9 protein-coding genes, 1 tRNA gene and 1 rRNA gene are annotated in these 17,167 nt (G+C 70.5%); 10 read left to right on the forward strand and 1 reads right to left on the reverse strand.

All coding sequences use genetic code 11. The features are described from left to right. The 3 genes from rrf to ACYUD3_RS00015 form a co-directional block, all read left to right on the forward strand. Window positions 1-68, forward strand: a 5S ribosomal RNA gene (rrf, locus tag ACYUD3_RS00005); the annotation flags it as partial. A 113-nt stretch (window positions 69-181) separates the two neighbouring features. Continuing rightward, window positions 182-844, forward strand: a complete 663-nt coding sequence (locus ACYUD3_RS00010) for a DegT/DnrJ/EryC1/StrS family aminotransferase (protein ID WP_470963849.1) — start codon at window positions 182-184, stop codon at window positions 842-844. A 78-nt stretch (window positions 845-922) separates the two neighbouring features. Then, window positions 923-995, forward strand: a tRNA-Thr gene (locus tag ACYUD3_RS00015). A gap of 61 nt (window positions 996-1,056) precedes the next feature. On the opposite strand, the gene ACYUD3_RS00020 is transcribed toward ACYUD3_RS00015, so the two are convergent. Next, window positions 1,057-3,795, reverse strand: coding sequence for a SpoIIE family protein phosphatase (locus tag ACYUD3_RS00020; RefSeq protein ID WP_470961344.1), 2,739 nt, complete (start codon window positions 3,793-3,795; stop codon window positions 1,057-1,059). A gap of 384 nt (window positions 3,796-4,179) precedes the next feature. On the opposite strand from ACYUD3_RS00020, the gene ACYUD3_RS00025 reads away from it, so the two are divergent. From ACYUD3_RS00025 to ACYUD3_RS00055, 7 genes are all read left to right on the forward strand, one after another. After that, a complete protein-coding gene (locus ACYUD3_RS00025; protein WP_470963852.1) occupies window positions 4,180-9,225 on the forward strand; it encodes a HAMP domain-containing protein in 5,046 nt (1,681 codons plus the stop codon). Between the two features lie 245 nt (window positions 9,226-9,470). Continuing rightward, on the forward strand, window positions 9,471-10,175 hold the full coding sequence (locus tag ACYUD3_RS00030) for a response regulator (protein ID WP_470961347.1): 705 nt from the start codon (window positions 9,471-9,473) through the stop codon (window positions 10,173-10,175). 208 nt (window positions 10,176-10,383) lie between these two features. Further along, on the forward strand, window positions 10,384-13,128 hold the full coding sequence (locus ACYUD3_RS00035; RefSeq protein ID WP_470961350.1) for a DNA translocase FtsK: 2,745 nt from the start codon (window positions 10,384-10,386) through the stop codon (window positions 13,126-13,128). Between the two features lie 291 nt (window positions 13,129-13,419). Next, window positions 13,420-14,256, forward strand: a complete 837-nt coding sequence (locus tag ACYUD3_RS00040; RefSeq protein WP_470961353.1) for a helix-turn-helix domain-containing protein — start codon at window positions 13,420-13,422, stop codon at window positions 14,254-14,256. Window positions 14,257-14,360: 104 nt separating this feature from the next. Next, window positions 14,361-15,830: a 30S ribosomal protein S12 methylthiotransferase RimO gene (rimO, locus tag ACYUD3_RS00045; protein ID WP_470961356.1), complete on the forward strand. Its 1,470-nt coding sequence runs from the start codon at window positions 14,361-14,363 to the stop codon at window positions 15,828-15,830. Continuing rightward, window positions 15,827-16,594, forward strand: coding sequence for a CDP-diacylglycerol--glycerol-3-phosphate 3-phosphatidyltransferase (pgsA, locus tag ACYUD3_RS00050; RefSeq protein WP_470961359.1), 768 nt, complete (start codon window positions 15,827-15,829; stop codon window positions 16,592-16,594). Before rimO ends, pgsA begins: the two co-directional genes overlap by 4 nt. Further along, window positions 16,591-17,136 (forward strand): CinA family protein, encoded by a 546-nt coding sequence (locus ACYUD3_RS00055; protein WP_470961362.1) that lies wholly within the window; start codon window positions 16,591-16,593, stop codon window positions 17,134-17,136. The genes pgsA and ACYUD3_RS00055 overlap by 4 nt, the downstream gene beginning before the upstream one ends. Window positions 17,137-17,167: the final 31 nt, after the last annotated feature.

The raw sequence follows: 17,167 nt of genomic DNA on the forward strand, positions 1-17,167 counted from the left end.
AAGCTAAGCCTCACAGCGCCGATGGTACTGCAGGGGGGACCCTGTGGGAGAGTAGGACGCCGCCGAACTCCTTTTAGAGAGGCGGGCTCTGAACTTCGGTTCAGAGCCCGCCTCTTTTTTGTTGTCCGTCACTTGCAGTTCACGTTCCGCCTCGAACATTCCGCCCATGGGTACTGGAGCAATGCTCAAGGCGGCCGGTGTCGGACTCGGTGACGAGGTCGTCGTGCCGGCCTTCGGGGATGCCGGGCTCGCCGAAGAGGTGGCCCGGGTGGGTGCGATGCCGGTGTTCTCCGATGTCGATCCGGTGAGCTACTGCCTTGACGCGTCGGCCGTCGAAGCGGTCGTGACTCCTCGGACGGCGGCCGTTGTCGTCGTGCACCGGTTCGGGCGGTTCGCGGACCTGGGGCGGTTGCGGGAGGTCGGGGAGCGGCGGGGGCTGCTGGTGCTGGAGGAGCGGGACGGGATGGCCGCCGTCGACGAGATCGCTCAACGGCGGGAGCGGGCCGCTTACTTGGACGCGCGGCTCACGGGAGTGCGGACGCCGGACGGTGGCGACGGGCACACCTACCAGCAGTACGTGGTGCGGGTGCCCGGCAACGGGCGGCCCGACCGGGATGCTTTCGCACGGGCCCTGCGCGGCAAGGGAGTTGCCTGCCGGGTGCCGGTGAAGACGCCCGTGCACCGGCTGCCGGAGTTCCGGCGCTGTGTGTCGCTGCCCGAGACCGAGCTGGCCGCCGACGAGACGCTCGCGCTGCCCGTCGACGCCGCGCTCACGAAAAGGGACATGCAGCGCATAGTGGCCGCCTGTAATGCGCTCGGCGGGCTCTTGCAGCCGGCGTACTGAACGGGTTTGGGAATTCCGGCGCGACCGGGGTAAGGTCTTCCTGTTGCCAGCGGGGGAAACCCCGAAGAAAAGCAACAGGCCCCTATAGCTCAGTCGGTAGAGCGTCTCCATGGTAAGGAGAAGGTCAACGGTTCGATTCCGTTTGGGGGCTCAGCCATAAAACCCCCGCCCTGATCAAGGGCGGGGGTTTTCTCATGTCCGTTTCCGGTTTCTCACGCCACCCGCATGGCGAGGATCGCCATGTCGTCCGAGGGCGCGTCCGAGGCGAAGCGTTCCACGGCGCGCATGATGCGGGCGGCCACCGCGCCCGCCGTGAGACCGGTGCAGGTGGTGAGGACGTCGGCCAGACCGTCGTCGCCGAGCATGCGGGTGCCCTCGCGGCGTTCCGTCACGCCGTCCGTGACGCACAGGAGGACGTCGCCGGGGTCGAGGGTGACCGTCTGCTCGTACAGCTCCAGGTCCTCGATGACGCCCAGCAGGGGCTGGGGTTCGGCGGCCGGTTCGACCGTGCCGTTCTGGCGCAGGCGCAAGGGGAGGGGGTGGCCGGCGCAGACGACCTTCAGTTCGGCGCTGCCGTCGTCCTGGGGGCGCATCTCGCCGTAGAGGAGGGTCAGGAAGCGGCTGCGGGCGCCCTCGTCGAGGATCGCGGAGTTGAGGCGTTCCAGGACCGCCGGGCCGCTCAGGCCCTCCCTGGCCAGCAGGCGCAGGGCGTGCCGGGCGAGGCCGGTGACCGCCGCCGCGTTGGGGCCGGTGCCGCAGACGTCGCCGATGGCGAAGCCGTACGCGCCGTCGCGGATGGGGAAGACGTCGTAGAAGTCGCCGCCGACCTCGTTGCCCTCGCCGGCCGCGCGGTAGATGACGTCGACCTCGACGCCGTCGATCTCGGGCAGGCCCGGGGGCAGGAGGCTGCGCTGGAGGGACTGGCTGATGGCGGTGCGCTCGGAGTAGAGGCGGGCGTTGTCCAGGGCGAGGGCGGCGCGGCGGCTGAGGTCCTCGGCGAGTTCGAGGATCTCCTGGCGGAAGTGTTCGTCGGTGGGCTTGCCGAGGGTCAGCATGCCGATGACGCGGTTGCGGGCGACCAGCGGGAGAACGACCGTTTCGCCTCCGACGGCCGACGCGGTCGCGAGGGTCGGGCCGAGGCTGGTGCCCAGCTGCTGGATGGGGCCGCCGGTGAGGCCGAGGCTGCGCATGGAGCTGCGCAGCGCCGCTTCGTGGGCGGCCTTGCCGGGGGCGGTCCAGACGCGGGCGCCGGGGGTGGGGACCGGGTCGGGCGGGGCGATCTTGGAGAGCAGCGACTTGATGCCGTCGATGAGCTCCTCGTCCTCGTGCAGGACGTAGGAGAGGTAGGGGTCGGAGGCCTGGTCGGCGATGGTGTAGACGGCGCACCAGGTGGCCAGGGTCGGGACCGTCATCTGGGCCATGAGGGCGAGCGTCTGGTCGCGGTCCAGGGTGCCGGCGAGCAGGTCGGAGGCCTCGACGAGGAAGCTCAGGGAGCCTCTGCGCAGCCGTTCCAGCTCGCCGAGGCGGGCGGACTCGACGGCGAGGGCGATGCGGTCGGCGGCGAACTGGAGCCTGAGCGCTTCCTCGTTGGAGTAGCGGGCCGGGGACTCGGAGGCGACGCCGAGGGAGCCGGTGAGGCGGCCCTCGACCTTGAGCGGGACGGTGACGACCGCGCGCATGCCGGTGCCGTTGAGGAGGGGGACGGCGCCGGGGACGGCGGCGAGGTCCTCGTGGACGGCGGGCATGCGGGCGGAGCCGTAGCGGCCGGGGCCGGCCTCGACGGGGACGCGGGCGAAGCGCTGGCGGGTGGAGGGCAGGCCGGTGGAGGCGCGGACCTCCAGTTCGGTCTCGTCGTCGGTGGCCAGCAGCAGGAAGGCGGCGTCGGCGTCGAGCATGTCGCGGGCGCGTTCGACGGTGCGCTGGAGGAGTCCGTCGAGGTCGTCGGGGGCGGGCGAGCCGATGAAGACCTCGAAGGGGTCGGCGCCCTGGCCGCCCTCGGCCGTGGAGTCGGAGGCGGGGACGCGCGCCGGGGTCTGGAGGACGGCGCGTTCGTGGTCGCGCACCAGGAGGCAGACGGTGGAGGGTTCGCCGCCGGTGTCGCGTACGCGCAGGTGGGAGGCGTAGACCGGGGTGACGCGGCCATCGGCGCCGCGGATGCCGTAGCTGCCTTCCCAGCGGGAGAGCTGGAGGGCCTCGGCGATGCCGGTGGCGGTGCCGGGGGTGTGCGGCCAGGCGGCGAGGTCGGTGAGGGGTTTGCCGGTGACCTGGTCGGCGGGGTAGCCGAAGATCTCCTCGGCGTCCTCGTTCCAGGCGGAGATGCAGCCCGCGCGGTCGATCTGGACGACGGCGACGCGGACGCGGCCGTCGGTGAGGGGGAGCAGTCCGACGGGGAGCGCGGGGCCTGCCGAGCGGGTGCCGACCTGGCGTTCGGGCAGGGCGAGCTGGAACCACACGTTCTTGTGGGTGGAGGTGTACTCCACGCCCCAGCGGGCGGCGATGGCCGCGCACAGCTGGAGTCCGCGCCCGCCTTCGCGGTCGGGCCCGGCGAGCCCGGAGAGGGCGCCCTGGAGGGGGATCTCGCGCTCGGGGTAGCGGTCGGCGACCTCGATGCGTACGCCGCCCTCGCTGCGCAGGCACAGGACGTCGGCGTGGGTGCCCGCGTGGACGACCGCGTTGGTGACGAGTTCGCTCGTGAGGACGACGGCGTCGTCCACGATGTCGGCGAATCCCCAGCCTTGCAGGGTGTCACGGACGAAGGAGCGGGCGGTCGCGACCGACCGTCCGGCGGGCTCGAAACTGGCAGCCGCGCGCGCGGTGATCACAGAACTCCTCGGCCGGTCGTCGACGTGCGGGTCTTGCTGCTCGTCCGGGCCGCGCCGCGGTGGTGGTGGGCGCAGGCCGGTCGGACGAGGGTCCGGGGGCTGTTCCCCGGGGATCAGTCCGGTGGTCATGTGCGGCCTGCCCCTCCGATGCCCGTTCATGCGTGGTGCCACCGCCCGGACCGGTCGGGCCGGCGGCGGCACGGCAGCCGTGTGCAAGGTTACTGACCCTCCCCGCCCCCGCGGATGCCGGTCGGCTGTGTTGGCCCCGTTTCCGGTGCCCCGTTCCCCCGCGAGGTGTTCCTGCCTCGGAGGTGTGCGGACGATGTGCGAAGCTGCCGAACTGTTATGGCCTGGTTCGGTGAGGGTGAAACACTGGGCAGGCTTCTGGCGCGAGCGGTGGCAACAGGTGACGGTCGACCCCTGCGGGAGGGACAAGTGGAGTCTGGCACGGCGACGCGCGGCAAGGCGCGCGCGAAGAGCGGACCGTCCCTGGGCAAGGGGGGGACGACCGTGGTGGACACGGCGGCCCTCAACCGGCTGCTGGCCGCTCTGCTGTCGATGCGGGACGGCAATTTCCGCAAGCGGCTGACGGTGTCCGGGGACGGGGTGATGTCGGAGATCGCGGCCGTCTACAACGAGGTCGCGGACCGCAATCTGCATCTGACGGGCGAACTGGCGCGCGTACGGCGGATGGTGGGGCGCGAGGGGAAGCTGACAGAGCGGCTGGAGACCGGGGCCTGCGAGGGCTCGTGGGCGAGCGCCATCGAGCACTCGAACGCGCTGGTGGACGATCTGGCGCGGCCGGTGTCCGAGGTGAGCCGGGTGCTGTCGGCGGTGGCCGAGGGCGATCTGTCGCCGCGGATGGAGCTGCGGGCGCACACGCCGGAGGGGGCGGCGCATCCGCTGCGCGGGGAGTTTTTGAAGGTCGGGCGGACGGTCAACAACCTGGTGGACCAGCTGTCGACGTTCACGGACGAGGTCACGCGGGTGGCCAGCGAGGTCGGCACCGAGGGCAAGCTGGGCGGCCAGGCGCAGGTGCGCGGGATGTCCGGTTCGTGGAAGGACCTGACCGAGTCGGTCAACACGATGGCGGACCGGCTGACGGCGCAGGTGCGGGACATCGCGCTGGTGACGACGGCCGTGGCCAACGGCGATCTGTCGCGGAAGGTCACCGTGCACGTGGCCGGCGAGATGCTGGCGCTGAAGGAGACCGTCAACGCGATGGTCGACCGGCTGTCGGCGTTCTCCTCGGAGGTGACCCGGGTCGCCCGTGAGGTGGGCACCGAGGGCATCCTGGGCGGTCAGGCGCAGGTCGGCGGGGTGGACGGGGTGTGGAAGGAGCTCACCGACTCCGTGAACACCATGGCCGGCAATCTGACGGCCCAGGTGCGCGGGATCTCCGAGGTGACGACGGCGGTCGCCAACGGTGACCTCTCGCGCAAGGTGACCGTCCCCGCGCGCGGGGAGGTCGCGCAGCTCGCGGACACGATCAACCAGATGACGGAGACGCTGCGGATCTTCGCGGACGAGGTGACGCGCGTCGCCAACGAGACCGGCTCCGAGGGGCGGCTGGGCGGGCAGGCGAACGTACCCGGGGTGTCGGGTATCTGGAAGGACCTGACGGACTCCGTCAACACCGTCTTCCGCAATCTGACCACGCAGGTGCGGGACATCGCGGCGGTGACGACGGCGGTGGCCAACGGCGATCTGACGCAGAAGGTCACGGTCGATGTCGCGGGCGAGATGCTGGAGCTGAAGAACACCGTCAACGGGATGGTGGACCAGCTGTCGGCGTTCGGTGTCGAGGTCACGCGGGTCGCGCGGGAGATCGGTGTCGAGGGTGAACTGGGCGGCCAGGCGCAGGTGCTGGGCGTGGCCGGGACGTGGAAGGACCTGACGGACTCCGTCAACACGGCGTTCAGGAATCTCACCGGACAGGTGAGGAACATCGCGCAGGTCACGACAGCTGTGGCCAACGGTGACCTCTCGCAGAAGGTGACCGTCGACGTCTCCGGCGAGATGCTCCAGCTGAAGAACACCGTCAACCGGATGGTCGACCAGCTGCTGCTGTTCGCGGACCAGGTCACCAAGGTGGCCCGGGACGTGGGTACGGAGGGGCGGCTGGGCGGGCAGGCGCGGGTGGACGGGGTGTCGGGGACGTGGAAGGAACTGACCGACTCCGTCAACTTCATGGCGGGCAACCTGACGTCCCAGGTGCGGCAGATCGCGCAGGTCACGACGGCCGTGGCGCGCGGTGACCTGTCGCAGAAGATCGACGTCGACGCGCGCGGCGAGATCCTGGAGCTGAAGAACACCATCAACACGATGGTCGACCAGCTGTCGTCGTTCGCGGAGCAGGTGACCCGGGTGGCCCGTGAGGTGGGCACCGAGGGCATTCTGGGCGGCCAGGCCGAGGTCCAGGGGGTCTCCGGGACCTGGAAGGACCTCACGCAGTCCGTGAACTTCATGGCGAACAACCTGACCATCCAGGTCCGCAACATCGCCGAGGTCACCACCGCCGTCGCCAAGGGCGACCTGTCGAAGAAGATCACTGTTGACGCCAAGGGCGAGATCCTTGAGCTCGTCACGACGGTCAACACGATGGTTGATCAGCTGTCAAGCTTCGCGGAGCAGGTCACCCGGGTCGCCCGGGAGGTGGGTACCGAGGGCATCCTGGGCGGGCAGGCGCACGTACCCGGGGTCACCGGTATCTGGAAGGACCTCAGCGGCAACGTCAACCTGATGGCCAAGAACCTGACCATGCAGGTGCGCAACATCTCCCAGGTCGCCGCGGCCGTCGCCAACGGGGATCTGACGCGGCAGGTCACCATCGAGGCGCGCGGTGAGGTGCAGCAGCTCGCCGACACCTTCAACACCATGGTGCGCACGCTCAGTTCGTTCGCCGAGCAGGTCACCAAGGTCGCCCGTGAGGTGGGCACGGACGGCATCCTGGGCGGGCAGGCGCACGTACCCGGGGTGTCGGGCACCTGGAAGGACCTCACCGAGTCGGTGAACCAGATGGCGTCCAACCTGACCGGTCAGGTCCGCAACATCGCCATGGTGACGACGGCCATCGCGAAGGGCGATCTCACCAAGAAGATCGACATCGACGCGCGCGGGGAGATCCTCGAACTCAAGACGACCATCAACACCATGGTCGACCAGCTGTCGTCGTTCGCCGAGGAGGTCACCCGGGTCGCGCGCGAGGTGGGCACCGAGGGCGAGCTGGGCGGGCAGGCGCGCGTGCGGGACGTCGACGGGACCTGGCGGGACCTGACGGAGTCCGTCAACGAGATGGCCGGCAACCTCACCCGGCAGGTGCGGGCCATCGCGCGGGTGGCGACCGCGGTGACCCGGGGCGACCTCAACCTGAAGATCGACGTGGACGCCTCCGGGGAGATCCTGGAACTCCAGGGCTACATCAACAAGATGATCACCAACCTGAGGGACACCACGATCGCCAACAAGGAGCAGGACTGGCTGAAGGGCAACCTCGCGCGCGTGTCCGCGCTCATGCAGGGCCGCCGGGACCTCGCCGACGTCGCCTCCCTCATCATGAGCGAGCTGCCGCCGCTGGTCGCCGCCCAGCACGGCGCGTTCTTCCTCGCCATGGACCAGAGCGGGCCCGAGAGCTACGAACTGCGCATGCTGGGGTCGTACGGGTACTCCTCGGGGTCGATGCCGACGTCGTTCAAGCCCGGTGAGGCGCTGGTGGGGACGGCCGCCCAGGAGAAGCGGACGATCATCGTGGAGAACGCGCCCAGCGGTTATCTGAAGATCTCCTCCGGGCTCGGGGAGGCGCCGCCCGCGCAGGTCGTGGTGTTGCCGGTGCTGTTCGAGGGGCAGGTGCTCGGGGTCATCGAGCTGGCGTCGTTCACCAACTTCACGCCCGTGCAGAAGGACTTCCTCAGCCAGATCGCCGAGATGATCGCGACGAGCGTCAACACGATCTCCGTCAACACCAAGACGGAGCAGCTGCTGAAGCAGTCGCAGGAGCTGACCGAGCAGCTCAAGGAACGTTCCGCCGAGCTGGAGAACCGGCAGAAGGCGCTCCAGGCGTCCAACGCCGAGCTGGAGGAGAAGGCCGCGCTGCTGGCCCGGCAGAACCGGGACATCGAGGTGAAGAACACCGAGATCGAGGAGGCCCGCCAGGTCCTGGAGGAGCGCGCCGAGCAGCTCGCCGTCTCCATGCGCTACAAGAGCGAGTTCCTCGCGAACATGTCGCACGAGCTGCGCACCCCGCTCAACTCGCTGCTCATCCTGGCCAAGCTGCTCGCCGACAACGCCGAGGGCAATCTCTCGCCCAAGCAGGTCGAGTTCTCCGAGACGATCCACGGGGCGGGCTCCGACCTGCTCCAGCTGATCAACGACATCCTCGACCTGTCGAAGGTCGAGGCGGGCAAGATGGAGGTCTCCCCGACCCGTATCGCCCTCGTCCAGCTCGTCGACTACGTCGAGGCCACCTTCCGGCCGCTGACCGCCGAGAAGGGCCTGGACCTGTCGGTACGGGTCTCCCCGGAGCTGCCGGCCACCCTGCACACCGACGAGCAGCGGCTGTTGCAGGTGCTGCGCAACCTGCTGTCCAACGCGGTGAAGTTCACCGACTCCGGGTCGGTCGAGCTGGTCATCAGGCCGGCCGGGGCGGACGTGCCCGTCGCGATCCGCGAGCAGCTGCTGGAGGCGGGCTCGCTCACCGTGGCCGACGCCCCGCTGATCGCGTTCTCCGTCACCGACACCGGCATCGGGATCGCGGCCGGCAAGATGCGGGTGATCTTCGAGGCGTTCAAGCAGGCCGACGGCACCACCAGCCGCAAGTACGGCGGCACCGGCCTGGGTCTGTCCATCTCGCGGGAGATCGCGCAGCTGCTCGGCGGCGAGATCCACGCGCAGAGCGAACCGGGGCGCGGCTCCACCTTCACGCTGTACCTGCCGCTGCACCCGAGCGAACTGCCCCCGCAGGGCTACCAGCAGACGCCGCCCGCGCCGCCGGCCGGTGAACTCGCCGCCGCCGAGGGCGCGCTCGGCGCGCTGCCGGGGCTCGTGGAGACCGAGATCGAGACGCCGGCCGAGGTGAAGTCGTACCGGGAGACCCAGAACGGCGCCGCCGCGCTCTTCCGGCGCCGGCGGCGGGGCGGGGACCAGGAGCAGGAGACGGTGTCCTACGCGCGCTCGGGCATCCTCTTCGGCGGCGCGAAGGTCCTCATCGTCGACGACGACATCCGCAACGTCTTCGCCCTCACCAGCGTCCTGGAACAGCACGGACTGTCGGTGCTGTACGCGGAGAACGGGCGCGAGGGCATCGAGGTGCTGGAGCAGCACGACGACGTGGCGGTCGTGCTGATGGACATCATGATGCCGGAGATGGACGGGTACGCGACGACGACGGCGATCCGCCGGATGCCGCAGTTCTCGGGGCTGCCGATCATCGCGCTCACCGCCAAGGCGATGAAGGGCGACCGGGAGAAGGCCATCGAGTGCGGTGCGTCCGACTATGTCACGAAGCCGGTCGATCCCGACCACCTGCTGTCCGTGATGGAGCAGTGGATGGGCGAGGGGTGATCGCGATCTTTGTGAAGGTGCGGTGAGGCGCTGACTCAGGGTGTGCGCGCCCGGGTACCGGAGCGGTGTTCGGGGAACCTTCTGGTCCGCTACCGCGTTCCTGCTTCATACGCTGTGACATAGCGGTGACAGGGTGTGGCGGCGGTCGGGGTGCGGCTACCATGACCGGCACAGGGAAGGGCGGCGCAAAGGAGTCGTCCCCAGGGGCGGCGCCCGGTGCACTGCCGGGGCGAGGAGGGCGGGCCATGGTGCAGAAGGCCAAGATCCTCCTGGTCGATGACCGGCCGGAGAATCTGCTGGCGCTGGAGGCGATCCTCTCGGCGCTGGATCAGACGCTGGTGCGGGCATCGTCCGGGGAAGAGGCGCTCAAAGCACTGCTGACGGACGACTTCGCGGTCATTCTGCTGGACGTCCAGATGCCGGGAATGGATGGATTCGAGACAGCCGCGCACATCAAGCGTCGGGAGCGGACCAGGGACATCCCGATCATCTTCCTCACCGCGATCAACCACGGTCCGCACCACACCTTCCGGGGGTACGCGGCGGGCGCGGTGGACTACATCTCCAAGCCGTTCGACCCCTGGGTGCTGCGCGCCAAGGTCTCGGTCTTCGTCGAGCTGTACATGAAGAACTGCCAGCTGCGCGAGCAGGCGGCGCTGCTGCGGCTCCAGCTGGAGGGCGGCGGCCGGGCCTCCGCCGACGGCGGCGCGGGGCGGGAACCCGTGGGCCTGCTCGCCGAGTTGTCGGCCCGGCTCGCGGCGGTCGAGGAACAGGCCGAGGCCCTGTCCAAGCAGCTCGACGACGACTCCGCCGACGCGGCGGCGGTCGCCACGGCGGCCCATCTGGAGCGCAAGCTCACGGGGCTCAGGCGGGCGCTGGACGCGTTGGAGCCGGGGGCGCCGGGGGCTGCCAGCGGGAATGGTGCGCCTACGGTGCCTTCGCAGGGCTGAGATCCACTGGAGTCGCGCCCACGGAGAACGCGGGCGCGGCTCTTTCTGTATGAGGCGGCGTCAAGCGGGTGTCCGGAACTCGCTGTTGGGGTGGGGTTCGCCAAGGCGCTTAACGGAAGCGTCAGTTCCGCGCCTCGCGTCCGGCGACACGATCGGGTGAAGCTCCAACCACACGTGTCCCTTGCCGTCTCCCGGTAACCTCACACCCATGGCCTCACGTCCCTCCGCAGCCAAGAAGCAGCCCGCCAAGAAGGCAGCCGCTCCGGCGAAGAAGGCCGTGGCCAAAAGGGCCCCGGCGAAGAAGGCTCCCGCCAAGAAGGCGGCGGCCAGGAGACCCGCGCCCAAGCCGGCCCCCAACCCCACGGGCGGCGTCTACAAGGTCGTACGCACCCTCTGGCTCGGGCTCGCGCACGGGGTGGGGGCGGTGTTCCGGGGGATAGGGAACGGGGCCAAGAACCTGGACCCCGCCCATCGCAAGGACGGGGTCGCGCTGCTGCTGTTCGGGATCGCGCTGATCGTCGCCGCCGGGACCTGGGCCGATCTGCGCGGGCCGGTCGGCGACCTCGTCGAGATCCTGGTGACCGGTGCCTTCGGGCGGCTCGACCTGCTGGTGCCGGTCCTGCTCGGGGCGATCGCCGTGCGGTTCGTCCGCCACCCGGAGAAGCCCGAGGCCAACGGCCGGATCGTGATCGGGCTCTCCGCGCTCGTCATCGGCGTCCTCGGGCAGGTCCACATCGCCTGCGGCTCGCCCGCGCGCAGCGACGGCATGCAGGCCATAAGGGACGCCGGCGGCCTCATCGGCTGGGCCGCCGCGACCCCGCTGACGTTCACCATGACCGACGTCCTCGCCGTCCCCCTGCTGGTCCTCCTGACCGTCTTCGGCCTCCTCGTCGTCACCGCCACCCCGGTCAACGCCATCCCCCAGCGCCTGCGCCGCCTCGGCGTCAGGCTCGGGGTGCTGCACGACCCGGAGGAGGACTACGACGAGTACGGCCCCGACGACGAGCGCTACGACGAGCAGTGGCGCGAGGCGCTGCCGGGCCGCCCGCGCGGACGGACGGCCCAGGGCGGCGCGTACGACGCCGAGGACGCCGAGGAAGCGGCCCTCTCGCGGCGGCGCAGCCGGCCGAGGCGCTCCGGGGTGCCGCAGCCCGCGATGGACCGCCAGATGGACGCCGTGGACATCGCGGCGGCCGCCGCGGCCGACCTTGACGGGGCCGTCCTGCACGGCATGCCGCCCTCGCCGATCGTCGCCGACCTCACGCAGGGCGTCAGTGTCGGCGACCGCGAGCCGACCATGCCGACGCCCGTCCCGGGGGCGCGGATCAAGCCGGTGCCGGCGGCCGGGGCGGCTGCGGCTGGGACGGCTGCTGCTGCGGCCAAGGGGAAGGCCAGGCCCGGTGTCGTCCCCGATCTGACCAAGGCGCCGCCGGAGGAGACCCGGGACCTGCCCCCGCGCGCGGAACAGCTCCAGCTCTCCGGGGACATCACCTACTCGCTGCCCTCCCTGGACCTCCTGGAGCGCGGCGGCCCCGGCAAGGCGCGCAGCGCGGCCAACGACCTGGTCGTCGCCTCCCTGACGAACGTGTTCACCGAGTTCAAGGTCGACGCGGCCGTCACCGGCTTCACGCGCGGGCCGACGGTCACGCGCTACGAGGTCGAGCTGGGCCCGGCCGTCAAGGTCGAGCGGATCACCGCGCTCACCAAGAACATCGCCTACGCCGTCGCCAGCCCGGACGTGCGCATCATCAGCCCGATCCCCGGCAAGTCGGCCGTCGGCATCGAGATCCCCAACACCGACCGGGAGATGGTCAACGTCGGGGACGTGCTGCGGCTCGCCGACGCGGCCGAGGACGACCACCCGATGCTCGTCGCGCTCGGCAAGGACGTCGAGGGCGGCTACGTCATGGCCAACATGGCGAAGATGCCGCACATCCTGGTGGCCGGCGCCACCGGCTCGGGCAAGTCGTCCTGCATCAACTGCCTCATCACGTCGATCATGTGCCGCGCGACCCCCGAGGACGTCCGGATGGTCCTCGTCGACCCCAAGCGCGTCGAGCTGACCGCCTACGAGGGCATCCCGCACCTGATCACGCCGATCATCACCAACCCGAAGCGGGCCGCCGAGGCGCTCCAATGGGTCGTGCGCGAGATGGACCTCAGGTATGACGACCTCGCGGCCTTCGGGTACCGGCACATCGACGACTTCAACCAGGCCATCCGCGACGGCAAGCTGAAGACGCCGGAGGGCAGCGAGCGGGAGCTGAAGACCTACCCGTACCTCCTGGTGATCGTCGACGAGCTGGCCGACCTGATGATGGTCGCCCCCCGGGACGTCGAGGACTCCATCGTCCGCATCACGCAGCTCGCGCGCGCGGCCGGGATCCACCTGGTGCTCGCCACGCAGCGGCCCTCCGTGGACGTCGTCACCGGTCTGATCAAAGCCAATGTGCCCTCCAGGCTCGCGTTCGCGACGTCCTCCCTGGCCGACTCCCGGGTCATCCTCGACCAGCCCGGCGCGGAGAAGCTCATCGGCAAGGGCGACGGCCTGTTCCTGCCGATGGGGGCCAACAAGCCGACCCGTATGCAGGGCGCCTTCGTCACCGAGGCCGAGGTCGCGGCCGTCGTCCAGCACTGCAAGGACCAGATGGCGCCCGTCTTCCGGGACGACGTCACCGTGGGCTCGAAGCAGAAGAAGGAGATCGACGAGGACATCGGCGACGACCTCGACCTGCTCTGCCAGGCCACCGAGCTGGTCGTCTCCACCCAGTTCGGCTCGACCTCCATGCTCCAGCGCAAGCTGCGGGTGGGCTTCGCCAAGGCGGGGCGGCTCATGGACCTCATGGAGTCCCGGAGCATCGTCGGGCCGAGCGAGGGGTCCAAGGCGCGCGATGTGCTGGTGAAGCCGGACGATCTGGACGGGGTGCTGGACGTCATCAGGGGTGGGGGATAGGGGCCCTGGGCGGGTCCTCCAGGGCGCGCGTTCCGCGCAGGCGTGCTCTATAGGGTTGCCGGTTTCCGTGACTCACCCGTTAGAGAACGCAGGGCAACCGTTTCCCTTTGCCGTACGTCCAGTTGAGCGAGAGACAGGTAAGGGCGCCGTCGTGCCCGGTCTGTCGCGCCGTCGGCGTGTCCGGCCATACCGATGGCGTACAAAGTCCCACCGTCCGGTTGCCCGACCCTTCCGCACCCCCCCTAGACTGAATCTCCAGCACAGGTGGCTACACGCTCGAAAGGCGCCCCCGTGTCCATCGGCAACTCCCCTGAAGACGAGCGTCCGTTCGAAGACGTATCCGAGGAAGCCCACTCCATCGGCCGTGAACTGCGGCAGGCCCGGATCGCCGCCGGGCTGACCGTCGACGACGTGAGCAGCGCCACCAGGGTCAGGATCGCCATCGTCCACGCCATCGAGGCGGACGACTTCGCGCCCTGCGGGGGCGACGTCTACGCGCGCGGGCACATCCGGACCATCGCGCGGGCCGTCCGTCTCGACCCCGCCCCGCTGATCGCCCGCTTCGACGCCGGACACGGCGGCCGGCCCGCGCCCACCCCGGCGGCCCCGCTCTTCGAGGCGGAACGTATCCGTCCCGAGCGGCGCGGGCCGAACTGGACCGCCGCGATGGTCGCCGCGATCGTCGCCGTGATCGGGTTCGTCGCGTTCACCGCCTTCAAGGGCGACGGCGAGGGCGGCGCCAAGGACCAGGTCGCCGACGGCACCAACACGGCCGTCGACGCGTCGCCGGCGCCGGCCCCGAAGCAGGAGAAGCCGGCCGAACCCCGGCCCGTGCCCTCCGACAGCGCGATCGCCGCGGCCCCGCAGGACAAGGTGACCGTGCAGGTCAGCGCCACCGACGGGCGCAGCTGGATCTCCGCCAAGGACCACAACGGGCGGCTGCTGTTCGACGGGCTGCTCAAGCAGGGCGAGTCCAAGACCTTCCAGGACAGCACGAAGATCAACCTCGTCCTCGGCGACGCCGGGGCGATCGACCTGTGGGTCAACGGCAAGAAGCTCGCGAACGACTTCCAGCCGGGGGCGGTCGAGCGGCTGACGTACACCAAGGGCGATCCGCAGGTCGGCTGAGGGGGTGCGGTCGCGGGGGCGAGCGGTCGGGGCGGCGCGGGGGTGGCGGTGGGCGCCAACCCCGTCGACGTCCGATGTCAGTGGGACCACGTAGTCTTGAGCCCATGCCTGAACGCCGTACCGTCGCACTCGTCACCCTTGGCTGCGCCCGTAACGAGGTGGACTCGGAGGAGCTCGCAGGCCGTTTGGAGGCGGACGGCTGGCAGCTCGTGGAGTCCGCCGACGAAGCGGACGTCGCCGTCGTCAACACCTGTGGTTTCGTCGAGGCCGCCAAGAAGGACTCCGTGGACGCCCTCCTGGAGGCCAACGACCTCAAGGGCCAGGGGAGAACGCAGGCCGTCGTGGCGGTGGGCTGCATGGCCGAGCGGTACGGCAAGGAGCTGGCCGAGGCGCTGCCCGAGGCCGACGGCGTGCTCGGGTTCGACGACTACGCGGACATCTCCGACCGCCTCCAGACCATCCTCAACGGCGGCATCCACGCCTCGCACACCCCGCGCGACCGCCGCAAGCTGCTGCCGATCAGCCCCGCCGAGCGGCAGTCGGCCGACGTCGCGCTCCCGGGCCACGGCGCCCCGTCCGACCTCCCCGAGGGCGTCGCCCCGGTCTCCGGACCCCGCGCGCCCCTGCGGCGGCGGCTCGACGGCTCCCCGGTGGCCTCCGTCAAGCTCGCCTCCGGCTGCGACCGGCGCTGCTCCTTCTGCGCCATCCCGTCCTTCCGCGGCTCCTTCATCTCCCGCCGCCCCAGCGACGTCCTCAACGAGACGCGCTGGCTGGCCGAGCAGGGCGTCAAGGAGATCATGCTGGTCTCCGAGAACAACACCTCCTACGGCAAGGACCTGGGCGACATCCGCCTCCTCGAGTCGCTGCTGCCGGAGCTGGCCGAGGTCGACGGGGTCGAGCGGGTGCGGGTCAGCTACCTCCAGCCCGCCGAGATGCGCCCGGGCCTGATCGACGTCCTGACGTCGACGCCGAAGGTCGTGCCCTACTTCGACCTCTCCTTCCAGCACTCCGCGCCCGGCGTGCTGCGCGCGATGCGCCGCTTCGGCGACACCGACCGCTTCCTGGAGCTGCTCGACACCATCCGGAGCAAGGCCCCCCAGGCGGGCGTGCGCTCCAACTTCATCGTCGGCTTCCCCGGCGAGTCCGCGGCCGACCTGGCCGAGCTGGAGCGCTTCCTGAACGGGGCCCGGCTGGACGCCATCGGGGTCTTCGGCTACTCCGACGAGGAGGGCACCGAGGCCGCCACGTACGCGGACAAGCTGCCCGAGGAGGTCGTCGCCGAGCGCCTCGCGCGCGTGTCCCGGCTCGCCGAGGAACTCGTCTCGCAGCGCGCCGAGGAGCGGGTCGGGGAGAGCGTCCAGGTCCTCGTGGAGTCGGTCGACGACATCGAGGGCGTGTACGGCCGCGCGGCCCACCAGGCGCCCGAGACCGACGGCCAGGTGCTCCTCACGAGCGGCGAGGGATTGCAGGTCGGCCGTATCGTCGAGGCGAAGGTGGTCGGCACCGAGGGTGTCGACCTCGTGGCCGAGCCGCTGGGGCGCTCGGACGGGTGGAGTGAGGAGACGGGCAGATGACGGGTGTTCCGGCGTCGGCCGCGGGCGGCTCCTCGCGGGCCCCTGGCGCGGGCGGCGCGGGGCGGGGCACCGAGGGCGCCGCGGAGCGCCGTACGGACGCCTCTGAGGGGCGTGCGGGGTCCGACCGGGACGGGCGGCCCGCGCGCGGGGCGAAGATCGCCGCCGCGGCCGTCAATCAGGCGAGCGTGTGGAACATCGCCAATCTGCTGACGATGCTGCGGCTCGTCCTGGTGCCCGGGTTCGTCGCGCTGATGCTGGCCGACGGGGGGTACGACCCGGCGTGGCGGGCATTCGCCTGGGCCGCGTTCGCCGTCGCGATGATCACCGACCTGTTCGACGGGCACATCGCGCGGACCTACGACCTCGTCACCGACTTCGGGAAGATCGCCGACCCCATCGCCGACAAGGCGATCATGGGGGCGGCGCTGATCTGTCTGTCCGGGCTCGGGGATCTGCCGTGGTGGGTGACGGGCGTGATCCTCGGCCGGGAACTCGGTGTGACGCTGCTGCGTTTCTGGGTCATCAGGTACGGGGTGATCCCCGCGAGCCGGGGGGGCAAGCTGAAGACCCTCACCCAGGGGGTGGCCGTCGGGATGTACGTCCTGGCGCTGACGGGGTGGCTGGCTTCCCTGAGGTTCTGGGTGATGGCTGTGGCGGTCGTCCTGACCGTCGTGACCGGCCTCGACTACGTAAGACAGGCCATTGTGCTGCGCCGGCAGGGGATCGCCGCGCGGAAGGCGGCGGCGGGGGAGACGGAAGCGTGAATTCCACGGCCACTGACGTGGTGCGACTACTGACGGTGAGGGGTGAGCTGCTTGCCGTCGCCGAGTCGCTGACCGGTGGCCTGGTTGCGGCGCAGATCACATCGGTGCCCGGGGCGTCCAAGGCCTTCCGGGGGTCGGTCACCGCCTACGCGACCGAGCTGAAGGCCGGTCTGCTCGGGGTCGACGCCGCTCTGCTGGCCGCCGAAGGAGCGGTGAATCCGCAGGTCGCGGCCCAGATGGCGGCCGGTGTGCGCAAGGCGCTCGGCGCCGACTGGGGCGTCGCGACGACCGGTGTGGCAGGCCCGGACCCGCAGGATGGGCAGCCCGTCGGGACCGTCTTCGTGGCCGTCGACGGCCCCCTGGGAGCCCGTTCCGGTTCCGCCTCTGGCGGAAAAGTGGAGGCCCTGCGGTTGAACGGCGACCGTGAGGAAATTCGTAGAGAGAGTGTACGGAGCGTACTCGCACTGCTCCTGAAGGAGCTCGCGGGCGAACAGACCGGGAATGAGCGGGCACAGGATACGGAACAGAACGGGGGGTTTTGATGTTTGCAGCCCTGAGTGAACACGACATCGC

It is taken from the genome of Streptomyces sp. AMJ-169, from assembly GCF_055597585.1.

Bases quoted from the DNA above. Each gene is read 5' to 3' on its own strand.
- ACYUD3_RS00010 (WP_470963849.1), top strand. From the start codon at position 182: ATGCTCAAGGCGGCCGGTGTCGGACTCGGTGACGAGGTCGTCGTGCCG.
- ACYUD3_RS00020 (WP_470961344.1), bottom strand. From the start codon at position 3,795: ATGACCACCGGACTGATCCCCGGGGAACAGCCCCCGGACCCTCGTCCG.
- ACYUD3_RS00030 (WP_470961347.1), top strand. From the start codon at position 9,471: ATGGTGCAGAAGGCCAAGATCCTCCTGGTCGATGACCGGCCGGAGAAT.
- ACYUD3_RS00035 (WP_470961350.1), top strand. From the start codon at position 10,384: ATGGCCTCACGTCCCTCCGCAGCCAAGAAGCAGCCCGCCAAGAAGGCA.
- rimO (WP_470961356.1), top strand. From the start codon at position 14,361: ATGCCTGAACGCCGTACCGTCGCACTCGTCACCCTTGGCTGCGCCCGT.
- pgsA (WP_470961359.1), top strand. From the start codon at position 15,827: ATGACGGGTGTTCCGGCGTCGGCCGCGGGCGGCTCCTCGCGGGCCCCT.